Origin of the sequence: Streptomyces sp. NPDC015139, from assembly GCF_043079785.1 — a bacterium.
Lineage (GTDB): Bacteria > Actinomycetota > Actinomycetes > Streptomycetales > Streptomycetaceae > Streptomyces > Streptomyces albidocamelliae.
On sequence record NZ_JBIBUW010000015.1, the window covers coordinates 105,399 to 125,074 of the forward strand.

The 19,676-nt window shown below is 70.7% G+C and carries 25 protein-coding genes; 10 read left to right on the plus strand and 15 right to left on the minus strand.

From position 1 onward, the window contains the following. Positions 1-171 precede the first annotated feature (171 nt). Complete coding sequence (locus ACF08B_RS32410) at positions 172-429, minus strand: WhiB family transcriptional regulator (protein ID WP_003992873.1); 258 nt, start codon at positions 427-429, stop codon at positions 172-174. Between the two features lie 321 nt (positions 430-750). Further along, a complete protein-coding gene (locus ACF08B_RS32415; RefSeq protein ID WP_392320641.1) occupies positions 751-1,719 on the minus strand; it encodes a diacylglycerol/lipid kinase family protein in 969 nt (322 codons plus the stop codon). 227 nt (positions 1,720-1,946) lie between these two features. Between ACF08B_RS32415 and ACF08B_RS32420 the strand changes: the two genes are divergently transcribed. Next, positions 1,947-2,399 carry a hypothetical protein gene (locus tag ACF08B_RS32420; RefSeq protein WP_392320642.1) on the plus strand — a complete coding sequence of 151 codons (453 nt, stop codon included), beginning with the start codon at positions 1,947-1,949 and terminating at the stop codon, positions 2,397-2,399. 22 nt (positions 2,400-2,421) lie between these two features. Here ACF08B_RS32420 and ACF08B_RS32425 read toward each other — a convergent pair whose 3' ends face one another. The 3 genes from ACF08B_RS32425 to ACF08B_RS32435 all read right to left on the minus strand — a co-directional run bounded on the left by ACF08B_RS32425 (position 2,422) and on the right by ACF08B_RS32435 (position 4,537). Beyond that, the gene (locus ACF08B_RS32425; RefSeq protein WP_392320643.1) at positions 2,422-3,534 is read right to left on the minus strand and encodes an RNA polymerase sigma factor SigF; all 1,113 of its coding nucleotides are present in this window, start codon (positions 3,532-3,534) and stop codon (positions 2,422-2,424) included. A 17-nt stretch (positions 3,535-3,551) separates the two neighbouring features. Next, complete coding sequence (locus tag ACF08B_RS32430) at positions 3,552-3,968, minus strand: anti-sigma regulatory factor (protein ID WP_073889396.1); 417 nt, start codon at positions 3,966-3,968, stop codon at positions 3,552-3,554. Between the two features lie 308 nt (positions 3,969-4,276). Next, positions 4,277-4,537, minus strand: a complete 261-nt coding sequence (locus ACF08B_RS32435) for a UBP-type zinc finger domain-containing protein (protein ID WP_392320644.1) — start codon at positions 4,535-4,537, stop codon at positions 4,277-4,279. 61 nt (positions 4,538-4,598) lie between these two features. Here ACF08B_RS32435 and ACF08B_RS32440 point away from each other — a divergent pair, with 61 nt between their 5' ends. After that, entirely contained in the window at positions 4,599-6,194 is a 1,596-nt protein-coding gene (locus ACF08B_RS32440; RefSeq protein ID WP_392320645.1) for a Na+/H+ antiporter, read from the plus strand. A gap of 19 nt (positions 6,195-6,213) precedes the next feature. On the opposite strand, the gene ACF08B_RS32445 is transcribed toward ACF08B_RS32440, so the two are convergent. Then, complete coding sequence (locus ACF08B_RS32445) at positions 6,214-7,107, minus strand: 1-aminocyclopropane-1-carboxylate deaminase/D-cysteine desulfhydrase (RefSeq protein WP_392320646.1); 894 nt, start codon at positions 7,105-7,107, stop codon at positions 6,214-6,216. Positions 7,108-7,178: 71 nt separating this feature from the next. After that, positions 7,179-7,772 (minus strand): N-acetylmuramoyl-L-alanine amidase, encoded by a 594-nt coding sequence (locus ACF08B_RS32450; RefSeq protein ID WP_093474821.1) that lies wholly within the window; start codon positions 7,770-7,772, stop codon positions 7,179-7,181. A 290-nt stretch (positions 7,773-8,062) separates the two neighbouring features. On the opposite strand from ACF08B_RS32450, the gene ACF08B_RS32455 reads away from it, so the two are divergent. The 6 genes from ACF08B_RS32455 to ACF08B_RS32480 all read left to right on the plus strand — a co-directional run bounded on the left by ACF08B_RS32455 (position 8,063) and on the right by ACF08B_RS32480 (position 12,475). Further along, positions 8,063-9,469 (plus strand): family 2B encapsulin nanocompartment shell protein, encoded by a 1,407-nt coding sequence (locus tag ACF08B_RS32455; RefSeq protein ID WP_392320647.1) that lies wholly within the window; start codon positions 8,063-8,065, stop codon positions 9,467-9,469. A gap of 124 nt (positions 9,470-9,593) precedes the next feature. Then, positions 9,594-10,727, plus strand: coding sequence for a family 2 encapsulin nanocompartment cargo protein polyprenyl transferase (locus ACF08B_RS32460; protein WP_392320648.1), 1,134 nt, complete (start codon positions 9,594-9,596; stop codon positions 10,725-10,727). A gap of 241 nt (positions 10,728-10,968) precedes the next feature. Next, positions 10,969-11,553 carry a dihydrofolate reductase family protein gene (locus ACF08B_RS32465; RefSeq protein WP_392320649.1) on the plus strand — a complete coding sequence of 195 codons (585 nt, stop codon included), beginning with the start codon at positions 10,969-10,971 and terminating at the stop codon, positions 11,551-11,553. Between the two features lie 26 nt (positions 11,554-11,579). Continuing rightward, a complete protein-coding gene (locus ACF08B_RS32470) occupies positions 11,580-11,780 on the plus strand; it encodes a hypothetical protein (protein WP_392320650.1) in 201 nt (66 codons plus the stop codon). Between the two features lie 90 nt (positions 11,781-11,870). Then, entirely contained in the window at positions 11,871-12,203 is a 333-nt protein-coding gene (locus tag ACF08B_RS32475; protein ID WP_093474814.1) for a DUF952 domain-containing protein, read from the plus strand. Next, entirely contained in the window at positions 12,200-12,475 is a 276-nt protein-coding gene (locus tag ACF08B_RS32480) for a hypothetical protein (RefSeq protein WP_392320651.1), read from the plus strand. Before ACF08B_RS32475 ends, ACF08B_RS32480 begins: the two co-directional genes overlap by 4 nt. Here the strand turns inward: ACF08B_RS32480 and ACF08B_RS32485 are convergent. The 4 genes from ACF08B_RS32485 to sodN form a co-directional block, all read right to left on the minus strand. After that, positions 12,454-13,209, minus strand: a complete 756-nt coding sequence (locus ACF08B_RS32485) for a VOC family protein (protein ID WP_392320652.1) — start codon at positions 13,207-13,209, stop codon at positions 12,454-12,456. The two genes, ACF08B_RS32480 and ACF08B_RS32485, sit on opposite strands and share 22 nt — an antisense overlap. A gap of 43 nt (positions 13,210-13,252) precedes the next feature. Then, positions 13,253-13,669, minus strand: a complete 417-nt coding sequence (locus tag ACF08B_RS32490) for a VOC family protein (protein ID WP_093474809.1) — start codon at positions 13,667-13,669, stop codon at positions 13,253-13,255. A 40-nt stretch (positions 13,670-13,709) separates the two neighbouring features. Then, entirely contained in the window at positions 13,710-14,111 is a 402-nt protein-coding gene (locus tag ACF08B_RS32495) for a helix-turn-helix transcriptional regulator (protein ID WP_073889413.1), read from the minus strand. A 184-nt stretch (positions 14,112-14,295) separates the two neighbouring features. Continuing rightward, positions 14,296-14,691, minus strand: a complete 396-nt coding sequence (gene sodN / locus ACF08B_RS32500) for a superoxide dismutase, Ni (protein ID WP_004983535.1) — start codon at positions 14,689-14,691, stop codon at positions 14,296-14,298. Positions 14,692-14,835: 144 nt separating this feature from the next. Between sodN and sodX the strand changes: the two genes are divergently transcribed. Next, positions 14,836-15,270: a nickel-type superoxide dismutase maturation protease gene (gene sodX / locus ACF08B_RS32505; RefSeq protein ID WP_392320653.1), complete on the plus strand. Its 435-nt coding sequence runs from the start codon at positions 14,836-14,838 to the stop codon at positions 15,268-15,270. Here sodX and ACF08B_RS32510 read toward each other — a convergent pair. Next, positions 15,174-15,803 (minus strand): CGNR zinc finger domain-containing protein, encoded by a 630-nt coding sequence (locus ACF08B_RS32510; RefSeq protein WP_392320654.1) that lies wholly within the window; start codon positions 15,801-15,803, stop codon positions 15,174-15,176. The genes sodX and ACF08B_RS32510 overlap by 97 nt on opposite strands. Positions 15,804-15,903: 100 nt before the next feature. Here ACF08B_RS32510 and ACF08B_RS32515 point away from each other — a divergent pair, with 100 nt between their 5' ends. Continuing rightward, complete coding sequence (locus ACF08B_RS32515; RefSeq protein ID WP_392320655.1) at positions 15,904-16,662, plus strand: class I SAM-dependent methyltransferase; 759 nt, start codon at positions 15,904-15,906, stop codon at positions 16,660-16,662. 69 nt (positions 16,663-16,731) lie between these two features. Here ACF08B_RS32515 and ACF08B_RS32520 read toward each other — a convergent pair whose 3' ends face one another. Genes ACF08B_RS32520 through ACF08B_RS32530 form a run of 3 tightly spaced genes read right to left on the minus strand, consistent with a single transcriptional unit; the run spans position 16,732 to position 19,464 of the window. Beyond that, positions 16,732-17,484 carry an amino acid ABC transporter ATP-binding protein gene (locus ACF08B_RS32520; RefSeq protein ID WP_073890419.1) on the minus strand — a complete coding sequence of 251 codons (753 nt, stop codon included), beginning with the start codon at positions 17,482-17,484 and terminating at the stop codon, positions 16,732-16,734. Between the two features lie 50 nt (positions 17,485-17,534). Further along, positions 17,535-18,467 carry an amino acid ABC transporter permease gene (locus ACF08B_RS32525; RefSeq protein WP_392320656.1) on the minus strand — a complete coding sequence of 311 codons (933 nt, stop codon included), beginning with the start codon at positions 18,465-18,467 and terminating at the stop codon, positions 17,535-17,537. Between the two features lie 37 nt (positions 18,468-18,504). Then, a complete protein-coding gene (locus ACF08B_RS32530) occupies positions 18,505-19,464 on the minus strand; it encodes an ABC transporter substrate-binding protein (protein ID WP_392320657.1) in 960 nt (319 codons plus the stop codon). Positions 19,465-19,676: the final 212 nt, after the last annotated feature.

The following is a 19,676-nucleotide window of genomic DNA, read 5'->3' on the forward strand; positions in this document are numbered from 1 at the left end:
ACCGGGACAGCAAAAAGCCCCGGACCGCCATGGGTCCGAGGCTTGTGCTCGTTGCTGCTCCGCTAAATCGCTAAGCGCATCGGGGGATACTGCGCGCTGCGGCTCGGGGGCGGGAGATGCGTGCGTGCTGCACGCGCCGCCAAGCTCAGGCTGTCAGCAGGGGTGGGTGTGTCAGGCGGAGGCCTGACGGGCCCGGTTGCGGGCGGCACGGCGCTTCATGGCGCGACGCTCGTCCTCGCTGAGACCACCCCAGACGCCGGAGTCCTGACCGGACTCGAGCGCCCACTGCAGGCACTGCTCGATAACCGGGCAGCGACGGCAGACGGCCTTGGCTTCCTCGATCTGCAGCAGCGCAGGACCGGTGTTGCCGATGGGGAAGAAGAGCTCGGGGTCTTCCTCGCGGCAAACGGCGTTGTGACGCCAGTCCATGGCTGCTACCTCTCCTTGGTATTACGTGCAAGTTGCTTGTGAATGTGAACGCTTTCACGAATCCCTCAACAAGTGAAGGGCCGACCGCCGAGTCTTCACCCGGCGTGGTCCTTGGTTTGAAGAGGGGTTCTGGTGATCAGTGGAGGCCGGTCCTGCGGGCCGTCCCGATCGCCACGTAGAGACTCGCAAACCTCAGCGGCGGATACAACCCCTTCCGGAAAGTTTTTTTTGATTCCTCGGTGTCGACTGGGTCACAGCCGTACTTCCATGGGGTGGACCCTGGCCTAAACGTTCGAGTGAAAGGACTTTCGCCCGTTCCGCTCACACAATCACACGCAGTGCGCGGCGTACGCCTGTGAACGTCACGCTCGTTCGCAGCCCCAGGTGGTCACCGTCCATCTGGAGGGGCAGGGGAGCCTTCGAATGCAAGGTGAAGCGGTCCAGATCGTGCAGTGAGACCGCATGCTTGCCATGAGGTCCCCGCTCGGGGGACGAAGTGAGCAACTGGGTGCCATACCGGGCGACGGCGGCCGTCGACAGACGGCTGAGGCCGAGTACGTCGATGCCGGTGTCGAACGAGGCCTTCGGTGACGTGTACATGGCTCGATTGCCGAGGAACGTCCACGGGGACGTGTTCGAGACTATGGCGACGACCAGATCCTCGATCGGGTCCGCACCGGGCCGGTCGAGCGTGATCGTGCCGTGCCGGCGGTGCGGCTCGCCGAGGAACTGCCGCACCACCTGACGTACGTACAGCGCGTGCGTCGACTTCTTGCCGCGCTCGCGCTGCTGCTCGACCCGGCCCACCACGCCCGCGTCGAAGCCGAGCCCCGCGTTGAAGGTGAACCAGCGGTCCGGGACCGCCTCGTCCTCGGTACCCGGCGTGCCGGAGGTCAGACCCAGGCCGACGATCCGTTCCCGGTTCTCGCGCAGGGCGTCCAGCAGGGCGCCGGTGGCCTCGACGGGATCGTTGGGCAGGCCCAGGGCCCGGGCGAAGACGTTGGTGGAACCGCCGGGGACGACCGCGAGGCCGGGCAGCCGGTCGGGGTCGGGGCCGGCGTGCAGCAGGCCGTTGACCACTTCGTTCACCGTGCCGTCGCCGCCGAGGGCCACGACCATGTCGATGTCGTCGCTCTCCGCCGCCTGCCGTCCGAGGTCCCGGGCGTGGCCGCGGTACTCGGTGGTGACCGCCTCCAGCTTCATCTCACTGGCCAGCGCGTGGATCAGGACATCACGCCTGCGTGCGCTTGTGGTGGTTGCCGCCGGATTGACCACGAGAAGTGCACGCATGCATGGCAGCGTACCTACTGGGTGGTACCCGGCCCAGACCGAGGTAGGGATCCGGTAAGAGGAGAGGGCGTGAGGCTGGACACTCGGGGCGTATCGACCGCAAGCCGCCAGCCGGTGCCGGCAGGTGAGCCGGAGGGTGGCCCGGCAGCCGATCGGGCCGTTGACCTGTCGGTGACCAGTGGGCGACCCCACCCCGTCCGTGGCGGCCCGACGGCTACCCTTCTGGGGTGAGCAGTGACCAGAAGCCCGCACCCGACACCGCCGAAGCAGCCGTGGCCGAAGGACCGCGTCCGCGCCGGCTGACGTACGCGGCGGCGCTTGCCGGACTGGAGGGTGCCGCCCTGGTGGCCGGCGGTCTGTGGGTGCTCGTCCTCGGGATCACCGGTGACCCGGACGACCGGCAGCAGGCCGTGACCCTGGGCATCACGCTGGCCGTGCTCGGGCTGCTCCCGCTGCTCGCCGCGCGCGGACTGCTGCTGCGCCGTGGCTGGAGCCGGGGCCCTGCCGTGATCACGCAGATCATGGCCCTGCCGGTGGCCTACAGCCTGCTCCAGTCGAACAGCATGGCCATCCCGGCCGGTATCGCCCTTGCGGTGGTCGCCGTGGCGGCGCTGGTGCTTCTCGTCAACGGCGAGACGACCCGGGCCCTCGGCATCAAGGGACCGGGCCGGTCCGAGTAGGCGGGCGCCCCACTCCCGCGCCCTACTCCTCCACGAGCAGCTTCTCCCGCAGCTGGGCCAGCGTGCGGGCGAGCAGCCGGGAGACGTGCATCTGCGAGATGCCGACCTCCTGTGCGATCTGCGACTGCGTCATGTTGCCGAAGAAGCGCAGCAGCAGGATGCGCTTCTCCCGCGGCGGCAGGTCCTCCAGCAGCGGCTTGAGCGACTCGCGGTACTCCACGCCTTCGAGCGCCTCGTCCTCGGCGCCGAGGGTGTCCGCGACCGCCGGGGACTCGTCGTCGGTGTCGGGGACGTCCAGGGACAGGGTGGAGTACGCGTTCGCGGACTCCAGTCCCTCCAGGACCTCCTCCTCGGAGATGGCGAGTTTCTCGGCCAGCTCGTGGACCGTCGGGGAGCGGCCGTGCAGCTGGGACAGCTCGGCGGTGGCCGTGGTCAGCGCGAGCCGCAGTTCCTGAAGGCGGCGCGGCACGCGGACCGCCCAGCCCTTGTCGCGGAAGTGCCGCTTGATCTCGCCGACGACGGTCGGGGTGGCGTACGTGGAGAACTCCACGCCGCGCTCGGGGTCGAAGCGGTCGACCGACTTGATCAGGCCGATCGTGGCGACCTGGGTCAGGTCGTCCAGCGGCTCGCCGCGGTTGCGGAAGCGGCGCGCCAGGTGCTCGACGAGCGGCAGGTGCATCCGGACGAGCTTGTTGCGCAGCTCCGCGTACTCCGCGCTGCCCGCGTTCAGCTTGCGCAGCTCGACGAACATCGCACGCGCCCCGCTGCGGTCCTGCGGGTCGTGGTGGGGGGCCTGCACGGCCTCCGCGCCCGGCGCGTCGTCCTCGGCGTTCCGCTCGTGCTCGCTCATCTGCCCGCCCGTTGCCCTTCCCCGAGGCCCCGCCTTCGCACGGCCGGCGGAGGCGGACCCGCCGCGTCCCCGTGAAGGTGTGCCCTGCACGGCACCGTCACCGCCGCCCCCCGCGGAGGTGTCCTCCGGGTGGGGCCTGGCCTGGTCGGGGATGCCGTCGATGCCGTCCGCCATGCGCCGGGAACCGGCCCGCGGGCCTTCTCCGGACGTCTCGGCGCCGGTCGGCCAGGGGGCACCCCCGTCCCCGGCCGGCAGCTCCCGTGTGCCGCGCTCTTCGTCCCGCACCGGACCGTCCCCGTTCCTCACGCCGGGCCGGGGCCCGCGCCGCGCTGTTTGTAGAGGCTGATCGACACGGTCTTGTCCTCGTCGACGGCGGAGGAGACCTTGCCCGCGAGGGCCGACAGCACGGTCCAGGCGAAGGTGTCCCGCGAGGGGGCGTGGCCGTCCGTGGTCGGCGCCGAGACCGTGACTTCCAGCGAGTCGTCGACGAGCCGGAAGACACAGCTGAGCACGGAGCCGGGGACGGCCTGCTGGAGCAGGATCGCGCAGGCCTCGTCGACGGCGATGCGCAGGTCCTCGATCTCGTCCAGGGTGAAGTCCAAGCGGGCCGCCAGACCGGCCGTGGCCGTCCGCAGCACCGACAGGTAGGCACCCGCAGCCGGAAGCCGGACTTCCACGAAGTCCTGGTTCGTCACGGGCTCGCCTGCGATCTGGGACACCCTCACCTCCATGGTGGTACAAGCTCTACGGGGCCGAGGGTCGCCCCTCGGGGGTAACGCGAACGTGGTTCCGCGGTGACGCTATCGCGCTCCGAACGTTCCTGTCCCCGGGACCCCAACCCCCTGGCGTCACTCACAGTAAAGCCGTGAATACGCTCCGTGTCTAGAGGGTGGGCGTGCCCAAATGGGAAGAGGGCGCGCCGGGTTGACGTACCCAGACGTCAGATGCTCGAACCGTCGTGCGGCCGCGTCCCGCAAGCAGTGTCACACGAAATCGCGGCCGACCGGGAACACGCCCGGACGGCTGCTCAGACGAGGACGTGGTCGACGAAGCACCACCGCCAGTCCTCGCCCGGCTCGAAGGTCCGCATCACCGGGTGACCGGACCTCTCGTGGTGCTCCGTCGCGTGCCGTCCCGGCGAGGAGTCGCAGCAGGCGACGTGGCCGCAGGTCAGGCAGAGCCGCAGCTGTACCGGATGCGTGCCGTCGCGCAGACACTCGAGGCAGGTCTTGTCCTGCGGCTCCGGTTCCGGGTGCGGCAGCGCGGGGGCGTGCGTGCACTGTTTCATGATTGCCAGATTACGACGGGTGTGCGGGGGACCGCGCGGAAAACGAGGGTGGGCGAGAACCATGGATGTGATGCCGCTGCTGTTGCTGGTCGCGGGCAGCGCCGCAGTCGCCGCGGCGGCGCGCAGGGGGCCCGTGCCGCCGCCCCTGCTCCTGGTCGCGGCCGGGCTGGCGGTCTCCTACGTCCCTGGGGTCCCGGACTACACCCTCGACCCCGAGGTGGTCCTCCCGCTGCTGCTGCCGCCGCTGCTCTACACCTCGGCCAGCGACAGCTCCTACCTCGACCTGCGCGCCCAGCTGAGACCGGTGGCGCTGCTGTCGGTGGGCTACGTCCTCTTCGCGACCTTCGCCGTCGGCTGGGCCGCCTATCTGATCATCCCCGACATGCCGCTGACCGCCGCTCTGGTGCTGGGCGCGGTCGTGGCGCCCCCGGACGCGGTGGCCGCCACCGCGATCGCGCGCCGGGTCGGGCTGCCCTCCCGCATCACCACCATCCTGCAGGGCGAGTCGCTGCTGAACGACGCCACCGCGATCACCGCCTACAAGGTGGCCCTGGCCGCGGCCGTCGGCGAGGGCGCGACCTGGGCGGGCGGGGTCGGCGAGTTCCTGCTCGCCGCGGTCGGCGGCGTCGGCGTCGGACTCGTCCTCATGGCGCCCCTGCACTGGCTGCGCACCCATCTGTCCGAACCCCTCCTGCAGAACACCCTCTCCCTGCTGATCCCCTTCGTCGCCTACGGGGTCGCCGAGCAGGTGCACGCCTCCGGAGTCCTCGCGGTCGTGGTCGTCGCCCTCTACCTGGGCCACCGCGCGTGGGAGGTCGACTTCGCCACCCGGCTCCAGGAGGAGGCGGTGTGGAAGATGGTCGCGTTCATCCTGGAGTCGGCGGTCTTCGCCCTGATCGGCCTGCAGCTGCCGGTCGTCCTCAAGGGACTCGGCGAGTACGAGGGCACGGCCGCCGCCTGGTACGCCGTCGTGCTCTTCGCGGTCGTCGTCGCGGCCCGGTTCGTGTGGGTGTACCCGGCGGCCTTCGTGCCCCGGATGCTGTCCGCGCGGATCCGCGAACGCGAGGAGAACCCCACCTGGCGTGGCGCGATGGTCACCTCGTGGGCCGGCATGCGGGGCGTGGTCTCCCTGGCCATCGCCTTCTCCATCCCGCTCACCGTGGACGGCGGCCACCCCTTCCCGCAGCACAACCTGATCCTCTTCCTGACCTTCACGACCGTCATCGGCACCCTGGTCGTGCAGGGCCTGAGCCTGCCCCCGCTGATCCGGCTGGTGAAGTTCCCCGGCCGGGACCGGCAGGCCGAGACACTCGCCGAGGCAAACGCCCAGGCACAGGCGTCGCGGGCCGCCGAGACCCGCCTCGACGAACTCCTCTCCGACGAGCGCAACGCGCTGCCCCCACCGCTCGCCGACCGGCTGCGCCAGGTCCTGGAGCGCCGCCGCAACTCCGTCTGGGAGCGCCTCGGCCAGACCAACCCGGTCACCGGCGAGTCCGTGGACGACACCTACCGCCGGCTGTCCCGCGAGATGATCAGCGCGGAACGCGAGGTGTTCGTCCGGCTCCGCGACCTCCGCTACATCGACGACGAGATGCTGCGCGCGCTCCTGCGCAGGCTCGACCTGGAGGAGGCGGCCGCGTACCGGGAGGCGGGCTAGGGCCTGTCGTGCGGCGCGCTCAGGCGGAGGGGCGGCCCGTGACGACCGCGGCGAGGGCCGTACCGCGTGCGAACGCGCCCTCCGCGGCCAGAGTCGTGAGGCCGTACAGCATTTTGGCGACATAGAGACGTTCCACGGGCAGTCCGTGGCGGTCTTCGAAGTCCTGTGCGAACGCCTCGAGTTCCGGGGTCGTGCGGGCGTAACCGCCGCAGTGGAAGCGGTCGTCCACCGACCAGGAGCCGGTACGGGCGCCGAAGGCACGTTCCTGCAGGGCCTGGACGTCGGCCTCCAGGAAGCCGCCGCGCAGGACCGGGATCCCGAGGGCGCGCTGTCCGGGGGCGAGTCCCGCGGCGAGACCGGCGAGCGTGCCGCCGGTGCCGCAGGCCACGGCCACGACCTCGGCCGAGCCGCGCAGTTCCACCCCGAGGGCCCGGCAGCCGTGCACGGCCTCGGCGTTGCTGCCGCCCTCGGGGACGACGTACGCGTCGCGCGCACCGGCCGCCGCGAGGATCGCGGCCAGGGTGTCCGGCTCGGACTTGTGCCGGTATGTCGATCTGTCGACGAAATGCAGCCGCATGCCGTCGGCCGCGCATCGGGTCAGGGACGGGTTGAGCGGCCGGTCGGCCAGCTCGTGGCCGCGGACCACGCCGACGGTGGGGAAGCCGAGGAGGCGGCCCGCGGCGGCGGTGGCCCGCAGATGGTTGGACCAGGCCCCGCCGAAGGTGACCAGGGCCCGCCCGCCGGCCGCCTCGACGTTCGGCACGAGCTTGCGCCACTTGTTGCCGATGAGCTCCGGGTGGATCAGGTCGTCGCGCTTGAGCAGCAGCCGCAGCCCACGCCGCCCGAACCGCTCGTCCCGCACCTCGTGAAGCGGCGAGGGAAGCCGGGGGGCGAGCACGTCGAGGCCGGTCACGCCCCCATTGTCCCCCGACCCCACGGAACGGCACCGCCGGGTGCTGCGGCGCCGCCCCCGGGTGGTGGGCGTCAGTCCTTCAGGCGCTCTCTGATCCGTTCCCGGAGCCAGGTCATCGCGAAGCCCCGCGGGTCGACCTTGCCCGGCTGCCATTCCCGGTGGCCGATCACGGACCGCTCCGTCCAGCCGTGGCGGCGGCACAGTGCGGCCGAGACCCGTTCGATCGCGTCCAGCTGGGCCTCGGGCCAGGGGTCCTCGCCGTCGCCCAGGTTCTCGCACTCGAATCCGTAGAAGTGCCGGTTGCCGTCCGTGTTCGCCTCGTTGTCCGGCGGCAGCCCCTTCTCGGCGATGACCGCGCGCAGCACCTCGTCGTCGCCGAGGCCGGCGTGGTTGGCGCGGCCGTAGCCGACCAGGTGGACCGTGCCGTCCTTGGTGATCACGCCGTGGCACAGCGGGCCCGGCAGTGCCGGGTGACCCTTGCGGCACACCTCCACCGTGTGCGCGCTTCCCCGGGTCACCGTGTGGTGGATCATCACGCCGTGGACGGGACCCCAGGGGCCCTTGTGGTTGCGGTTGTGGTGTTTCCAGTCGCCGACCTCGACGACCGTGACGCCCTCCGCCCTGAGCGCGTCCAGAAATCCGCTCGCGGACATGGGTGGGGCCATGGCCCCCTCCTTCGTGCCGTGCCCGGTGGCCGCCCGACGGCGGCTCTCTCGTCTGCATGCTTCTACCGAAATCGGACGTCACGGACGACATCGTTCGCACACCGTGCGAGCCGATCCGGACAGGCCGGGCATCACGGGTGCCAGTGGGCAAGATCCCTCTTTCTGCCCAGTAGTGCGATGATCCATTCCCGCTCTTTCGGGTAATGGTGTGAGCACGTTCCGTGATGGAACCCTGGGTGCGAGACCGGTGTGCGAGTCGGTACCGGGCAAACATGAGAGGGCATTTCCTTATGTCGGTAGGCGAAGAGGTCCGCACGGATCAGGGCAAGCCGCAGCAGTCCCTCGGGACGGCGGCCGCGCGGAACCTGGCCACCACCACCAAGTCCGTCCCGCAGATGCAGGAGATCAGTTCCCGCTGGCTGCTGCGCACGCTCCCCTGGGTGGACGTCCAGGGCGGCACGTACCGGGTGAACAGGCGCCTGACCTACGCCGTCGGGGACGGCCGCATCACCTTCGTGAAGACCGGGGACCAGGTCGAGGTCATCCCGGCCGAGCTCGGCGAGCTGCCGGCCCTGCGGTCGTACGAGGACGAGGAGGTGCTGACGGAGCTCGCCCGGCGCTGCCGCCAGCGCGACTTCGCCCCCGGCGAGGTGATCGCCGACTTCGGCAACCAGACCGACGAGGTGTACCTGCTCGCCCACGGCAGGGTGGAGAAGGTCGGCACCGGCCCGTACGGCGACGACGCCGTCCTCGAAGTCCTGGCCGACGGCGCCTACTTCGGCGAGCAGGCGCTGGTCGACCCGGACGCCATCTGGGAGTTCACCGCCCGCGCGGACACCGCGACCACCGTGCTGATCCTCAGCCGCCAGGACTTCGAGCAGGTGGCCGAGCGCTCCGACTCGCTGCGCGCGCACCTGGAGGAGGTCCGTGCGATCCCCTCGCAGCGCACCAACAAGTACGGCGAGAAGGAGGTCGAGCTGGCGGCCGGCCACGCCGGCGAGCCCGACATCCCGCACACCTTCGTCGACTACGAGTCACGGCCCCGCGAGTACGAGCTGAGCATCGCCCAGACCGTGCTGCGCATCCACTCGCGCGTGGCGGACCTGTACAACCAGCCGATGAACCAGACCGAGCAGCAGTTGCGGCTCACGGTCGAGGCGCTCAAGGAGCGCCAGGAGCACGAACTCGTCAACAACCGGGAGTTCGGCCTCCTCAACAACTGCGAGTACGACCAGCGGATCCAGCCGCACGACGGCGTACCCAGCCCGGACGACCTGGACGAGCTGCTCAGCCGGCGCCGGGGCACCAAGCTGCTCCTGGCCCACCCGCGGGCGATCGCCGCGATCGGACGCGAGCTGAACAAGCGGGGCCTGGTCCCGGAGACCGTCGACATGGCCGGCAACCGCATCCCGACCTGGCGCGGTGTGCCGATCTACCCGTGCAACAAGATCCCGATCAGCGAGGCCCGGACGACCTCCATCATCGCCATGCGTACCGGCGAGGCGGAGCAGGGCGTCGTCGGCCTGCGGCAGTCCGGCATCCCGGACGAGATCGAGCCGAGCCTGTCCGTCCGGTTCATGGGCATCAACGAGCAGGCCATCATCAAGTACCTGGTGACGGCCTACTACTCGGCCGCCGTGCTGGTGCCCGATGCGCTCGGTGTGCTGGAGAACGTCGAGATCGGCCGGTGGAGGTGACGTTTTCGCACGTCGTGGCCGTGTCCCCGCCTCCCCGGCGGGGTACACCCTCGGAGTATGCGTCCGGCGGGGCCGGCGACGCCGGTGTCCGCGGACCTGGCGAGGGGGAGGCATGGCCGAGTTCATGACGGAGACCGAAGAGCGTTCCGCCGTCGTGCCGCGTCCCGGCACGTCGAAGGAGCGCGGGGGGAGGCCTGGCGACGCCGCCGGTCCGCTCGACGGCCCAGAGGCGGCGGCGCTGCTGGAGCGCACCCGTGCCCTGGTCGACCCGGAGTTGCGCGCGGCTTTCGCGTCGCTGCCCGACTCCATGCGCCGCGTCGCGCTCTACCACTTCGGCTGGCAGCACGCGGACGGCACTCCGGCGGCAGGCAATGCCGGCAAGGCCATCCGGCCCGCGCTCGTCCTCGCCGCGGCCACCGCACTGGGGGGCGCGGCCGCCCGGGCGGCGGCCGTCCGGGCGGCCGCGGCGGTCGAACTGGTCCACAACTTCACGCTGTTGCACGACGACGTGATGGACCGCGACACCGCCCGGCGGCACCGGCCCACGGCCTGGACCGTGTTCGGCGACCCCGACGCGATCCTCGCCGGTGACGCGCTGCAGGCGCTCGCGCTCCGGATGCTCGCCGAGGACCCGCACCCGGCCGCGATCCCGGCCGCGTCCCGGCTCGCGGCCTGTGTCGTGGAGCTGTGCGCCGGCCAGCACACCGACACCGACCTGGAGAGCCGCGCGCCGGACGACGTCACCCTCGACGAAGTGCTCGTCATGGCCGAGGCGAAGACCGGCGCGCTGATCGGCTGCGCCTGTGCCGTCGGCGCGCTGTACGCCGGCGCGGGCGACGAGGAGGTGGCGGCGCTGGACGGCTTCGGCCGGCAGGCCGGACTCGCCTTCCAGCTGATCGACGACGTCATCGGCATATGGGGGGACCCGCGGAACACCGGGAAGCCGGCGGGCGCGGATCTCGTGGCCCGCAAGAAGTCCCTGCCGGTGGTGGCCGCCCTCACCTCGGGCACGCCGGCGGCCACCGAACTCGCCGACCTGTACGCGAAGCCGTACCACGGGCAGGACGCGGAAGCGGCGACGGAGATCGCGCGCACGGCGCAGGCCGTGGAGCGGGCCGGCGGCCGGGACTGGGCGCAGGCCGAGGCTGCCGACCGGATGGCCCGGGCCGTGCAGGAACTCGCCCGCGCGGTCCCCGACCCCGAGGCGGCGGGCGGCCTGCTGGCGCTCGCCGAGTTCGTGACCAGACGCAGCAGTTGAGCGCTGCCGGATCGCCGACGGCCGAGCAAGCCCCGGAGTCCCCCGGCGCATCGCGGACCTGACCCCGCACGCGCCACCCGGACTCCGGCCCGGCGGGCCCCGCACATCCCCACGGTGTGCGGGGCCCGCCGTCGTGCGTCCCGAAACCCCCTTGCGTGGACTCCACTTGGAGTACTACAAATGAAGCACTACAGACGGAGTGGTCAACCGGTCGCTCCGAACCTGACGAAACGGGATCGGTTTGCGCAAGCTCACGTATGTCATCGCCTGCTCGCTCGACGGCTTCATCGGTGACGAGCACGGCGACGCCTCGGAGATGTTCCGCTTCCTGGACGCGGAGTACATGGCGTTCCTCACGGCGGAGTTCCCCGAGACCCTGCCCACCCCCGGGCGCAGGCAGTTCGGCGTCGCCGACGTGCCGAACAAGCGGTTCGACACCCTGATCCAGGGCCGGGCCAGCTACGAGCTGGCACTGAAGGAGGGCCTCACCAGCCCCTACGGCCATCTGCGCGAGTACGTCGCCTCCCGCACCCTGGGCGTCTCGCCCGACCCGAACGTCGAGATCGTCGCCGACGACCTGGTGGGCCGGGTCCGCGCGCTCAAGGCCGAGGAGGGCGGGCTGGACATCTTCCTGTGCGGTGGTTCGGTCGTCGCCGGGGAACTGCTCGACGAGATCGACGAACTCGTCATCAAGTCCTATCCGATCGTCTACGGCACAGGCATGCCGATGTTCGCCACCGGCGCCGGCATCGGGGAATTCACCCTCGGTGAGGTGCGTACCTTCGCGAACGGCGTGATGGTGCGGACGTACGACAGGAAGCGCTGAGTCCGCCACCGCCCTACCCTGAAGTCATGGCCAGGGAGGAAGCGGTCTGCCCGGTCTGCGGGCAGCCGGTCGCGACGGTCGTACGGCGGCACAAGACGCTGGGCGCCTGGGTGCCGGTGTGGGGACCCGGTCCGTGCCGCAACCCCGACTGCGCGGCGGGCGCCGGGGCCGCGGAGACGGCCGCACCGGCGGCACGGCCGCAGCCGGAGGGGCCCGCAGGGAAGTGATCCCGGCCGGATCGGGAAGTGATCCCGGCCGTGTCGGGAAAGCGCCGTCCGCGCGGGCGGTGCGCGCCGCGGGCGCCGTAGCGTGGGCGCATGCCGAAACTGCCCCGCATCTTCCACATCACCGAGCGCTCCCTGTGGGACGCGGCGCGCGAGCGCGGCGCCTACGAGGTGTCGACGCGTGGCCGCACCCTCCAGGAGGAGGGCTTCATCCACTTCTCCACCCGCGAACAGCTCCCGCGCGTCGCCGGCTTCCTCTACGGCGACTACGACGGCCCGGACGAGCTGGTCGTGCTGGTCGTCGACCCGGCACGGGTCGGTGTGCCGGTGAAGTACGAGTCCATGGAGCCGGGCGGGGAGGAGTTCCCGCACGTCTACGGGCCGGTGCCGGCCGAGGCAGTCGTGGACGTGGAACCCTGGCGGTGACCCGTCCGGGGGGAGTGCGCCGCCGGTGGTGGCGGTGGGCGGTGACGGGCTGGGTGGTGGCCGTCGCCGTCGGGGGAGGACTCACGCTGGTGCTCCGGGAGGAGGCCGGGCCGAAGGGGCCGTACGTCTGGCAGGACGGCTCGTCGCCTCCGGCGCGTCCGCGCGGTGCGGACCGGCGGCCGGACGCCTGCGCGACGGGTCCCACCCCGCAAGCCCCCGAAGGGGCTCCCGCACCCCTGCTGGCCTGCGCCTACTCGAAGCCGGATCCCTGAGCGGCGGCCGGCAGGCCGCCCGTCTCCGGGTTCCGGCCGGTCAGGCAGTACGTGCCGCCGGCCGGATCGCGCAGCACCGTCCAGTGGGCGCCCCGGCGGACGGCGACGGCACCCAGTTCCTCGTGCCGTGCGCGGACCGCGGCGATGTCCGCGCAGGCCAGGTCGAGATGGGCGGAGGCCGGACGCTCCTCGTCCAGCCGCTGGAGCAGCAGCCGGACGGGGAGCCCCGCCGGCGGCTCCAGCACCTGGAACTCCGGCCGGGAGCCCGCCCGGTGCTCCCATCCGGTGAGCCCTGCCCAGAAGGCGGTCTCGGTGTCGTACGCGGACGGCGGGATGTCGAGGCACACCTGGTCCAGGCGGCTGCCGGCCACCACCGGCGGCCGTACGGTCTCCCCGTGCCAGGGCACCGCACAGAACAACTGCCCGCCGGGGGAACGCAGTACGGCCCAGTCGCCGTGGTCGGCCACCGTCCCGGCGCCGAGCGCGCGGGCGGTCGCGATCAGCTCCCGCACGTCGTCGGTGCAGAGGTCGGGATGGGCGCCACCGTCCCCTTCGGCGACACCCTGGAGCTTCACGCACGCGTCGGCCCCGTCCGGCAGCAGGGTGGCGAACTCACCCCTCTCACCGCGGGGTTCGGACGGCCGTGTGCCGGTGACCGCCGTCCAGAAGGCGCGCGCCTCGGCCAGGCGGTCGGCGGGCCGGTCGGCGAAGGCGTACGTCCAGCGAATGATCATGCGCGGGAGTGTAGGCGGCAAGTGCCCGGGCACCACCGGGATTTCACCGCGCGGGCCGCTGGAGGAAACGCAGCTGGTTCCCGGCCGGGTCCCGGAAGGCACAGTCCCGCACCCCGTACGGCTGGTCGGTCGGCTCCTGCAGCACGTCGCCGCCGGACTCCCGGACCCGCTCGAACAGCGCGTCGCAGTCCTCGGTGGTGAAGATGACACCGCGCAGCATGCCCTTGGCGAGCAGCTCGGCCATCGCCTGCCGGTCCGCGGGAGAGGCGTCCGGGTTCGCGCCGGGCGGCTCCAGCACGATCTCCACGTCCGGTTGGAGCGGCGAGCCCAGGGTCACCCAGCGCATGTTCTCGAAGCCCACGTCGTTGCGGACCTCCAGGCCGAGCACGTCACAGTAGAAGGCGAGGGCCTTGTCATGGTCGTCCACCGCGATGAAGCACTGCTTGAGTTTCACGTCCATGGGGTCACGCTAGGCCCCTTCGCGCCGTGGCGCGCGGAACTCAGTAGGGGCGCCGGCGCGGGCGCGTGAACGTACGGGCCACGCACGAGGGGATCACCGCGCTCGCCTCGTGGTCGCGGGAGCGGTAGGCGCTCGGTGTCTCGCCGACCAGCTCGGTGAAGCGGGAGCTGAACGAGCCGAGCGAGGTACAGCCGACGGCGATGCACACCTCGGTCACGGTGAGGTCGCCGCGGCGCAGCAGGGCCTTGGCCCGCTCGATACGGCGGGTCATCAGATAGCTGTACGGCGTCTCGCCGAAGGCCTTGCGGAAGCTGCGCTGGAAGTGCCCCGGGGACATCAGGGCGTCGCGGGCCAGCTCGGTCATGTCGAGCGGCTCGGCGAACTCGCGGTCCATGCGGTCCCGCACACGACGCAGACGTCTGAGGTCCTCCAGCCAGGTCATCCCCTCAGCCTGGCACAGGTCCGCACGCCGCCGGCCCCGGATTTCGACGGAGCCGGGACCGCGCGCGGAGGAGAGACGACCGCACCCGGACCGCCAGGGGCGCCGTTGCCGGCGGCCTGGTGGGCCGGGTGCGGTCGTCGAGACACTGTGGTTCAGGGAACCGCAGGTCAGAAGGCTCTGAAGATCAGGCCTTCTTGGTCTCCCAGAAGATCTTGTCGATCTGGGCGATGTAGTCCAGAGCCTTCTGGCCCGTCGCCGGGTCGGTGGACGCCTTGGCGGCCGACAGGGCCTTCAGGGTGTCGTTGACCAGCTGGTGCAGCTCCGGGTACTTCTCGAAGTGCGGGGGCTTGAAGTAGTCGCTCCACAGCACGGAGACGTGGTGCTTCGCGAGCTCCGCGCGCTGCTCCTTGATGACGGTGGCACGCGCCTGGAAGTGGGGGTCGTCGTTACCGGCCATCTTTTCCTGGACGGCCTTCACCGACTCCGCCTCGATGCGGGCCTGGGCCGGGTCGTACACGCCGCAGGGCAGGTCGCAGTGGGCGCTGACCTTGACCTTGGGGGCAAACAGGCGGGAAAGCATGGAGCATTCCTTCCTCGTGATCGTCTTCTCAGGTGCGACATTACTCCCTGTGGAAGGCGATTTCTCGGGTGCCCCCTAGGGCTTAGGACAAAAGTCCAGGGTGAGACTGAGACTGGTGGAGGAACGACCGGGGAGGTGCCGGGGATGCCGGAGCTGTCGCAGGAGTCCGAGCGGGGGAGGGCGGTTGCGCCCTTCGGGCTGGCCGAGGTGACGGGACCGTCCATGGCGCCCACCCTCCAGCACGGCGACCGGCTGCTGCTGCAGTACGGCGCCGTCGTCCGGCCGGGGGACGTCGTGGTCCTGCGCCACCCGTTCCAGCAGGACCTCCTGGTCGTCAAGCGGGCCGTGGAGCGGCGCGAGGGCGGCTGGTGGGTGCTCGGGGACAACCCCTACGCGGGCGGGGACAGCACCGACTACGGGGTCGTGCCGGACGACCTCGTCCTGGGCAAGGCCCGCTTCCGGTACCGGCCGCTCGCGCCCGGTCAGCGCTCGCCGCTGGCGCTGGCGCGCTGGGCCCTCTCGGCGGCTAGGCCGCTGCTGGCCGACCGGTCGGCCTCCAGGCGCTTGCGGGCCCGGTAGGCGGCCACGTTGGCCCGGGTGGCGCAGCGGTCGGAGCAGTAGCGCCGGGAGCGGTTGGTGGACGTGTCCAGGTAGGCGTTGCGGCACGGCGGCGCCTGGCACAGGCCGAGGCGGTCCACGCCGTACTCGGTCAGGTGGAAGGCCAGACCCATCGCCGCGATGGCCGCGTAGCCGGCGGTGGCGTTGGACGGGTGGTCGGCCAGGTGCATGTGCCACAGCGGGCGGCCGTCCTCGTCGCGGTGGTCGTGGCCGGAGATCTGGGGGCTGACGGGGAACTCCAGCAGCAGCGAGTTCAGCAGGTCGACGGCGAGGGTCTCGTCGCCCCCGTCGGCCGCCTCGAAGACCGAGCGCAGCCGGGCCCGGACCGAGCGGAAGCGCGTGACGTCGGCGTCGGTGGCGCGGCGGGCCGCCGACGCGTTCTCCCCGAAGAGGTCGCGGACGGCCTCGACCGAGGTCAGGTTGTCCTTGCCCCGGGCCGGTTCCTCGCTGTTGACGAGTCGCACGGCGTAATCCGAGTAATAGGCCAGTTCCACTTGTAGTCCTTACGGAGGCGTTCTATCTTCGTGGGCGCGGAGACGTAACAGCTGCCTACGCCCCCAGGGTATTACGCACGGGGTGGGGAGAGGGGATCACATGACCACGACGACGGACACCGGCTGGCAGGCCTGGCAGGAGAGCTGGGACCGGCAGCAGGAGTGGTACATGCCGGACCGCGAGGAGCGGTTCCGCATCATGCTCGACATGGTCGAGGCCTTCACGGGGCCCGAGCCGCGCGTACTCGACCTGGCCTGCGGCACCGGCAGCATCACCGCCCGGCTGCTCACCCGCTTCCCGAAGGCCACCAGCACCGGTGTCGACCTCGACCCGGCGCTGCTCACGATCGCCCGGGGCACCTTCGACGGCGACGACCGCGTCATCTTCGTCGAGGCCGACCTCAAGGACGCCGACTGGACGGCCCGGCTGCCGTACGACACGTACGACGCGGTCCTCACCGCCACGGCCCTCCACTGGCTGCGCACGGACGCCCTCGATGCTCTCTACGGCCGGATCGCCGGCCTCGTCCGGCACGGCGGCGTCTTCATGAACGCCGACCACATGATCGACGACAGCACGCCCCGGATCAACGCGGCCGAGAGCACCCTGCGGCACACGCGCATGGATCAGGCCATGCGCGACGGCGCCCTCGACTGGGCCGAGTGGTGGGCACGGGCGGCCGAGGACCCCGTCCTCGCCGCACCCACCGCCCGTCGGTTCGAGATCTACGGCTCCCACGCCGACGGCGAGACGCCGTCCGCGGCCTGGCACGCCCGCACCCTGCGCGAGCGGGGTTTCGGCGAGGCCCGGCCGGTGTGGTGCTCGCCGTCGGACACCCTGCTGCTGGCGCTGAGGTGACCCGCCGCTGAACCGGCGACGGAAAAGGGGCGGTACGGAGGATCCGTACCGCCCCTCACCGGTGGAGCGTCAGAGCACCTTGGACAGGAACGACTGCGTCCGCTCGTGCTGCGGGTTGGTCAGCACGTCCCGCGGATGGCCGGATTCGACCACCACGCCATCGTCCATGAAGACCAGGCTGTCGCCCACCTCGCGGGCGAAGCCCATCTCGTGGGTGACGACGACCATGGTCATACCCGACTCGGCGAGGTCGCGCATGACGTCCAGGACGTCACCGACCAGCTCCGGGTCCAGGGCCGAGGTCGGCTCGTCGAACAGCATCAGCTTCGGGTCCATCGCCAGCGCCCGGGCGATCGCCACGCGCTGCTGCTGGCCGCCGGAGAGCTGCGAGGGGTAGTGCCCCGCCCGGTCGGCCAGGCCGACGCGCTCCAGCAGCTGCATGGCGCGCTCCCTGGCCTGCGCCCGGCTCGTGCCGCGCACCTGCACCGGCGCCTCCATGACGTTGTCCAGCGCCGTCATGTGCGGGAACAGGTTGAAGCGCTGGAAGACCATGCCGATGTCCCGGCGCTTCTGCGCGACCTCACGGTCCCGCAGCTCGTACAGCTTCTCGCCCTGCTGGCGGTAGCCGACCAGCTCGCCGTCGACGTACAGCCGGCCGGCGTTGATCTTCTCCAGGTGGTTGATGCACCGCAGGAAGGTCGACTTGCCGGAGCCGGAGGGGCCGATGAGGCAGAACACCTCGCCCGGCTTGACCTCCAGGTCGATGCCCTTGAGGACCTCGACGTGCCCGAAGGACTTGTGGACGCCCTCCGCCTTCACCATCGGGACGGTGCTCTGCGGCGGGGTGTCCTGCGTCTTGCTCAGCTTGTCGCTCATGCCGTGACCTTCCTGCTCGAGAAGGTCGTCAGGTGCGCCTTCACCTTCTGCCACGGTGTCGGCGGGAGGCTGCGGCTGGAGCCGCGGGCGTAATACCGCTCGATGTAGTACTGCCCCACGCTCAGGACCGAGGTCATGATCAGGTACCAGGCGGCGGCGAGGAAGTACATCTCCACCGGGGCGCCGGAGTTCTGGCCGATGTCCTGGGCGTAGCGGAACAGCTCGGGATACTGGACGGCCGCCACGAGCGAGGTCGTCTTCAGCATGTTGATCACTTCGTTGCCCGTGGGCGGCACGATCACGCGCATCGCCTGCGGGATGATCACCCGGCGCAGGGTCTTGCTGTGGCTCATGCCGAGGGCGTGGGCCGCCTCGGTCTGGCCCTCGTCCACCGCGAGCAGGCCGGCCCGGCAGATCTCGGCCATGTACGCCGCCTCGTTCAGACCCAGGCCGAGCAGCGCCGTCAGCAACGGCGTCATGAAGTTCGACCAGTGGTCCTTGTAGAGCGGCATCAGGTTGATGTACTCGAAGACCAGGCCCAGGTTGAACCAGAGGAACAGCTGGACCAGGACCGGGGTACCGCGGAAGAACCAGATGTAGAACCAGGCGATCGACGAGGTGACCGGGTTCTTCGACAGCCGCATCACCGCGAGGACGATGCCGCCGACGATGCCGATCACCATCGACAGGACCGTCAGCAGGAGGGTCTTGCCGACACCGGTCATGATCCGGTCGTCGAAGAAGTAGTCCGGTACCGCGTGCCAGTTGATCCGGCCCTGGCCGAACGCGTAGACGATCGCGACGAGGATCGCGATGGCGACGACCGCGGAAACGTACCGTCCGTAGTGCCGGACCGGGATGGCCTTGATGGCCTCCGCGCCGGCCGGGGGGGTGCCCGGCTCCCCGACCGTCTTGTTGATGTCAGTCACGGGTGTTGCCTCTCAGTGGCCGCTCGGGATCCGCGGGTCACTTGCCGCCGTTGATCGCGGACTCCTTGACGGCGCCGTCCTCCGCGCCCCACTTCTCGAGGATCTTCTGGTACTCACCGCTCTTGATGATCGCGTTCATCGCGGCCTGGAGCGCGTCCCGCAGCTGGGTGTCGTCCTTGGCCACGGCGATGCCGTACGGGGCGGCCTCGACCTGGTCACCGACGATCTCGAAGTCCTTGCCGCCGCCCGAGGTCTTCACCGCGTACGCGGCGACCGGGAAGTCGGAGGAGGCCGCGTCCACACCGCCCGAGCGCAGACGGGTCTGGGACTGCTGGTCGTCGTCGAAGGCCTCGATGGTGAGCTTCTTGCCGCTCGGACACTTCTTGGCCTCCTGCTTGGCCAGGTCCTCCGAGACGGTGCCGCGCTCGACGGCGAGCTTCTTGCCGCACAGGTCCGACCAGGACGTGATGCCCTTGGTGTCGCCCTTGCGGGTGTAGATCGACACACCGGCGGTCAGGTAGTCGACGAAGTCGACGCCCTCGCCGACCTTCTTGCCGGTGTCGGGGTCGACGCCCTCCTGACGGTTCTTGTTGTCCGTCATCGCCGACATCGCGATGTCGTTGCGGCCGGAGCGCAGACCCGTGAGCAGGGCGTCGAAGGTGCCGTTCTCGAACGTGAGCTTCACGCCGAGCTGCTTGCCCATGGCCGCCGCGAGGTCGGGGTCGAGACCGACGACCTTGCCGGACGAGTCCTTGAACTCCACCGGGGCGTAGGCGATGTCGGAACCGACCTTGATCTCGCCCTTGTCGCGGATGTCCTTGGGGAGCTTGTCGGCCAGCGGAGCGGAGCCGGCGGACGAGCTGCCGGAGCCGTTGTCATTGTCCTTGGTCTGGTCACCGCAGCCGGTGAGCAGCAGGGCGCCTGCGACCGCGATCGCACCGACCGCCGCAAGACGGGAGTGCGCGGCGGTGGTACGACGGGTGGAGCTTGCGGTCATCGTGGTTCCTCCGGCGGATGGGAAGAGTTGCCGATGGGTCGACGGAAACACACACCTTCGGGTGTCGCGACCTCGTGGGTTTACGGCATCTTGCCATTCGGACTACGCCATTCAGGGGCGTCGCTATGTCAAAATCAGATAACGGGTGACCCCCGAACCGCATCAGGTCGGTACATCCTTGGTCCATAGCCGCCGAATCATCTGCGGGAATC

Bases quoted from the DNA above. Each gene is read 5' to 3' on its own strand.
- ACF08B_RS32460 (WP_392320648.1), top strand. From the start codon at position 9,594: ATGACGGAGACCGAAGAGCGTTCCGCCGTCGTGCCGCGTCCCGGCACG.
- ACF08B_RS32475 (WP_093474814.1), top strand. From the start codon at position 11,871: ATGCCGAAACTGCCCCGCATCTTCCACATCACCGAGCGCTCCCTGTGG.
- ACF08B_RS32450 (WP_093474821.1), bottom strand. From the start codon at position 7,772: ATGGCCCCACCCATGTCCGCGAGCGGATTTCTGGACGCGCTCAGGGCG.
- ACF08B_RS32470 (WP_392320650.1), top strand. From the start codon at position 11,580: ATGGCCAGGGAGGAAGCGGTCTGCCCGGTCTGCGGGCAGCCGGTCGCG.
- ACF08B_RS32415 (WP_392320641.1), bottom strand. From the start codon at position 1,719: ATGCGTGCACTTCTCGTGGTCAATCCGGCGGCAACCACCACAAGCGCA.
- ACF08B_RS32440 (WP_392320645.1), top strand. From the start codon at position 4,599: ATGGATGTGATGCCGCTGCTGTTGCTGGTCGCGGGCAGCGCCGCAGTC.
- ACF08B_RS32485 (WP_392320652.1), bottom strand. From the start codon at position 13,209: ATGATCATTCGCTGGACGTACGCCTTCGCCGACCGGCCCGCCGACCGC.
- sodX (WP_392320653.1), top strand. From the start codon at position 14,836: ATGCCGGAGCTGTCGCAGGAGTCCGAGCGGGGGAGGGCGGTTGCGCCC.
- ACF08B_RS32435 (WP_392320644.1), bottom strand. From the start codon at position 4,537: ATGAAACAGTGCACGCACGCCCCCGCGCTGCCGCACCCGGAACCGGAG.
- ACF08B_RS32495 (WP_073889413.1), bottom strand. From the start codon at position 14,111: ATGACCTGGCTGGAGGACCTCAGACGTCTGCGTCGTGTGCGGGACCGC.
- ACF08B_RS32515 (WP_392320655.1), top strand. From the start codon at position 15,904: ATGACCACGACGACGGACACCGGCTGGCAGGCCTGGCAGGAGAGCTGG.
- ACF08B_RS32490 (WP_093474809.1), bottom strand. From the start codon at position 13,669: ATGGACGTGAAACTCAAGCAGTGCTTCATCGCGGTGGACGACCATGAC.
- sodN (WP_004983535.1), bottom strand. From the start codon at position 14,691: ATGCTTTCCCGCCTGTTTGCCCCCAAGGTCAAGGTCAGCGCCCACTGC.
- ACF08B_RS32520 (WP_073890419.1), bottom strand. From the start codon at position 17,484: ATGGTGAAGGCGGAGGGCGTCCACAAGTCCTTCGGGCACGTCGAGGTC.
- ACF08B_RS32410 (WP_003992873.1), bottom strand. From the start codon at position 429: ATGGACTGGCGTCACAACGCCGTTTGCCGCGAGGAAGACCCCGAGCTC.
- ACF08B_RS32455 (WP_392320647.1), top strand. From the start codon at position 8,063: ATGTCGGTAGGCGAAGAGGTCCGCACGGATCAGGGCAAGCCGCAGCAG.
- ACF08B_RS32530 (WP_392320657.1), bottom strand. From the start codon at position 19,464: ATGACCGCAAGCTCCACCCGTCGTACCACCGCCGCGCACTCCCGTCTT.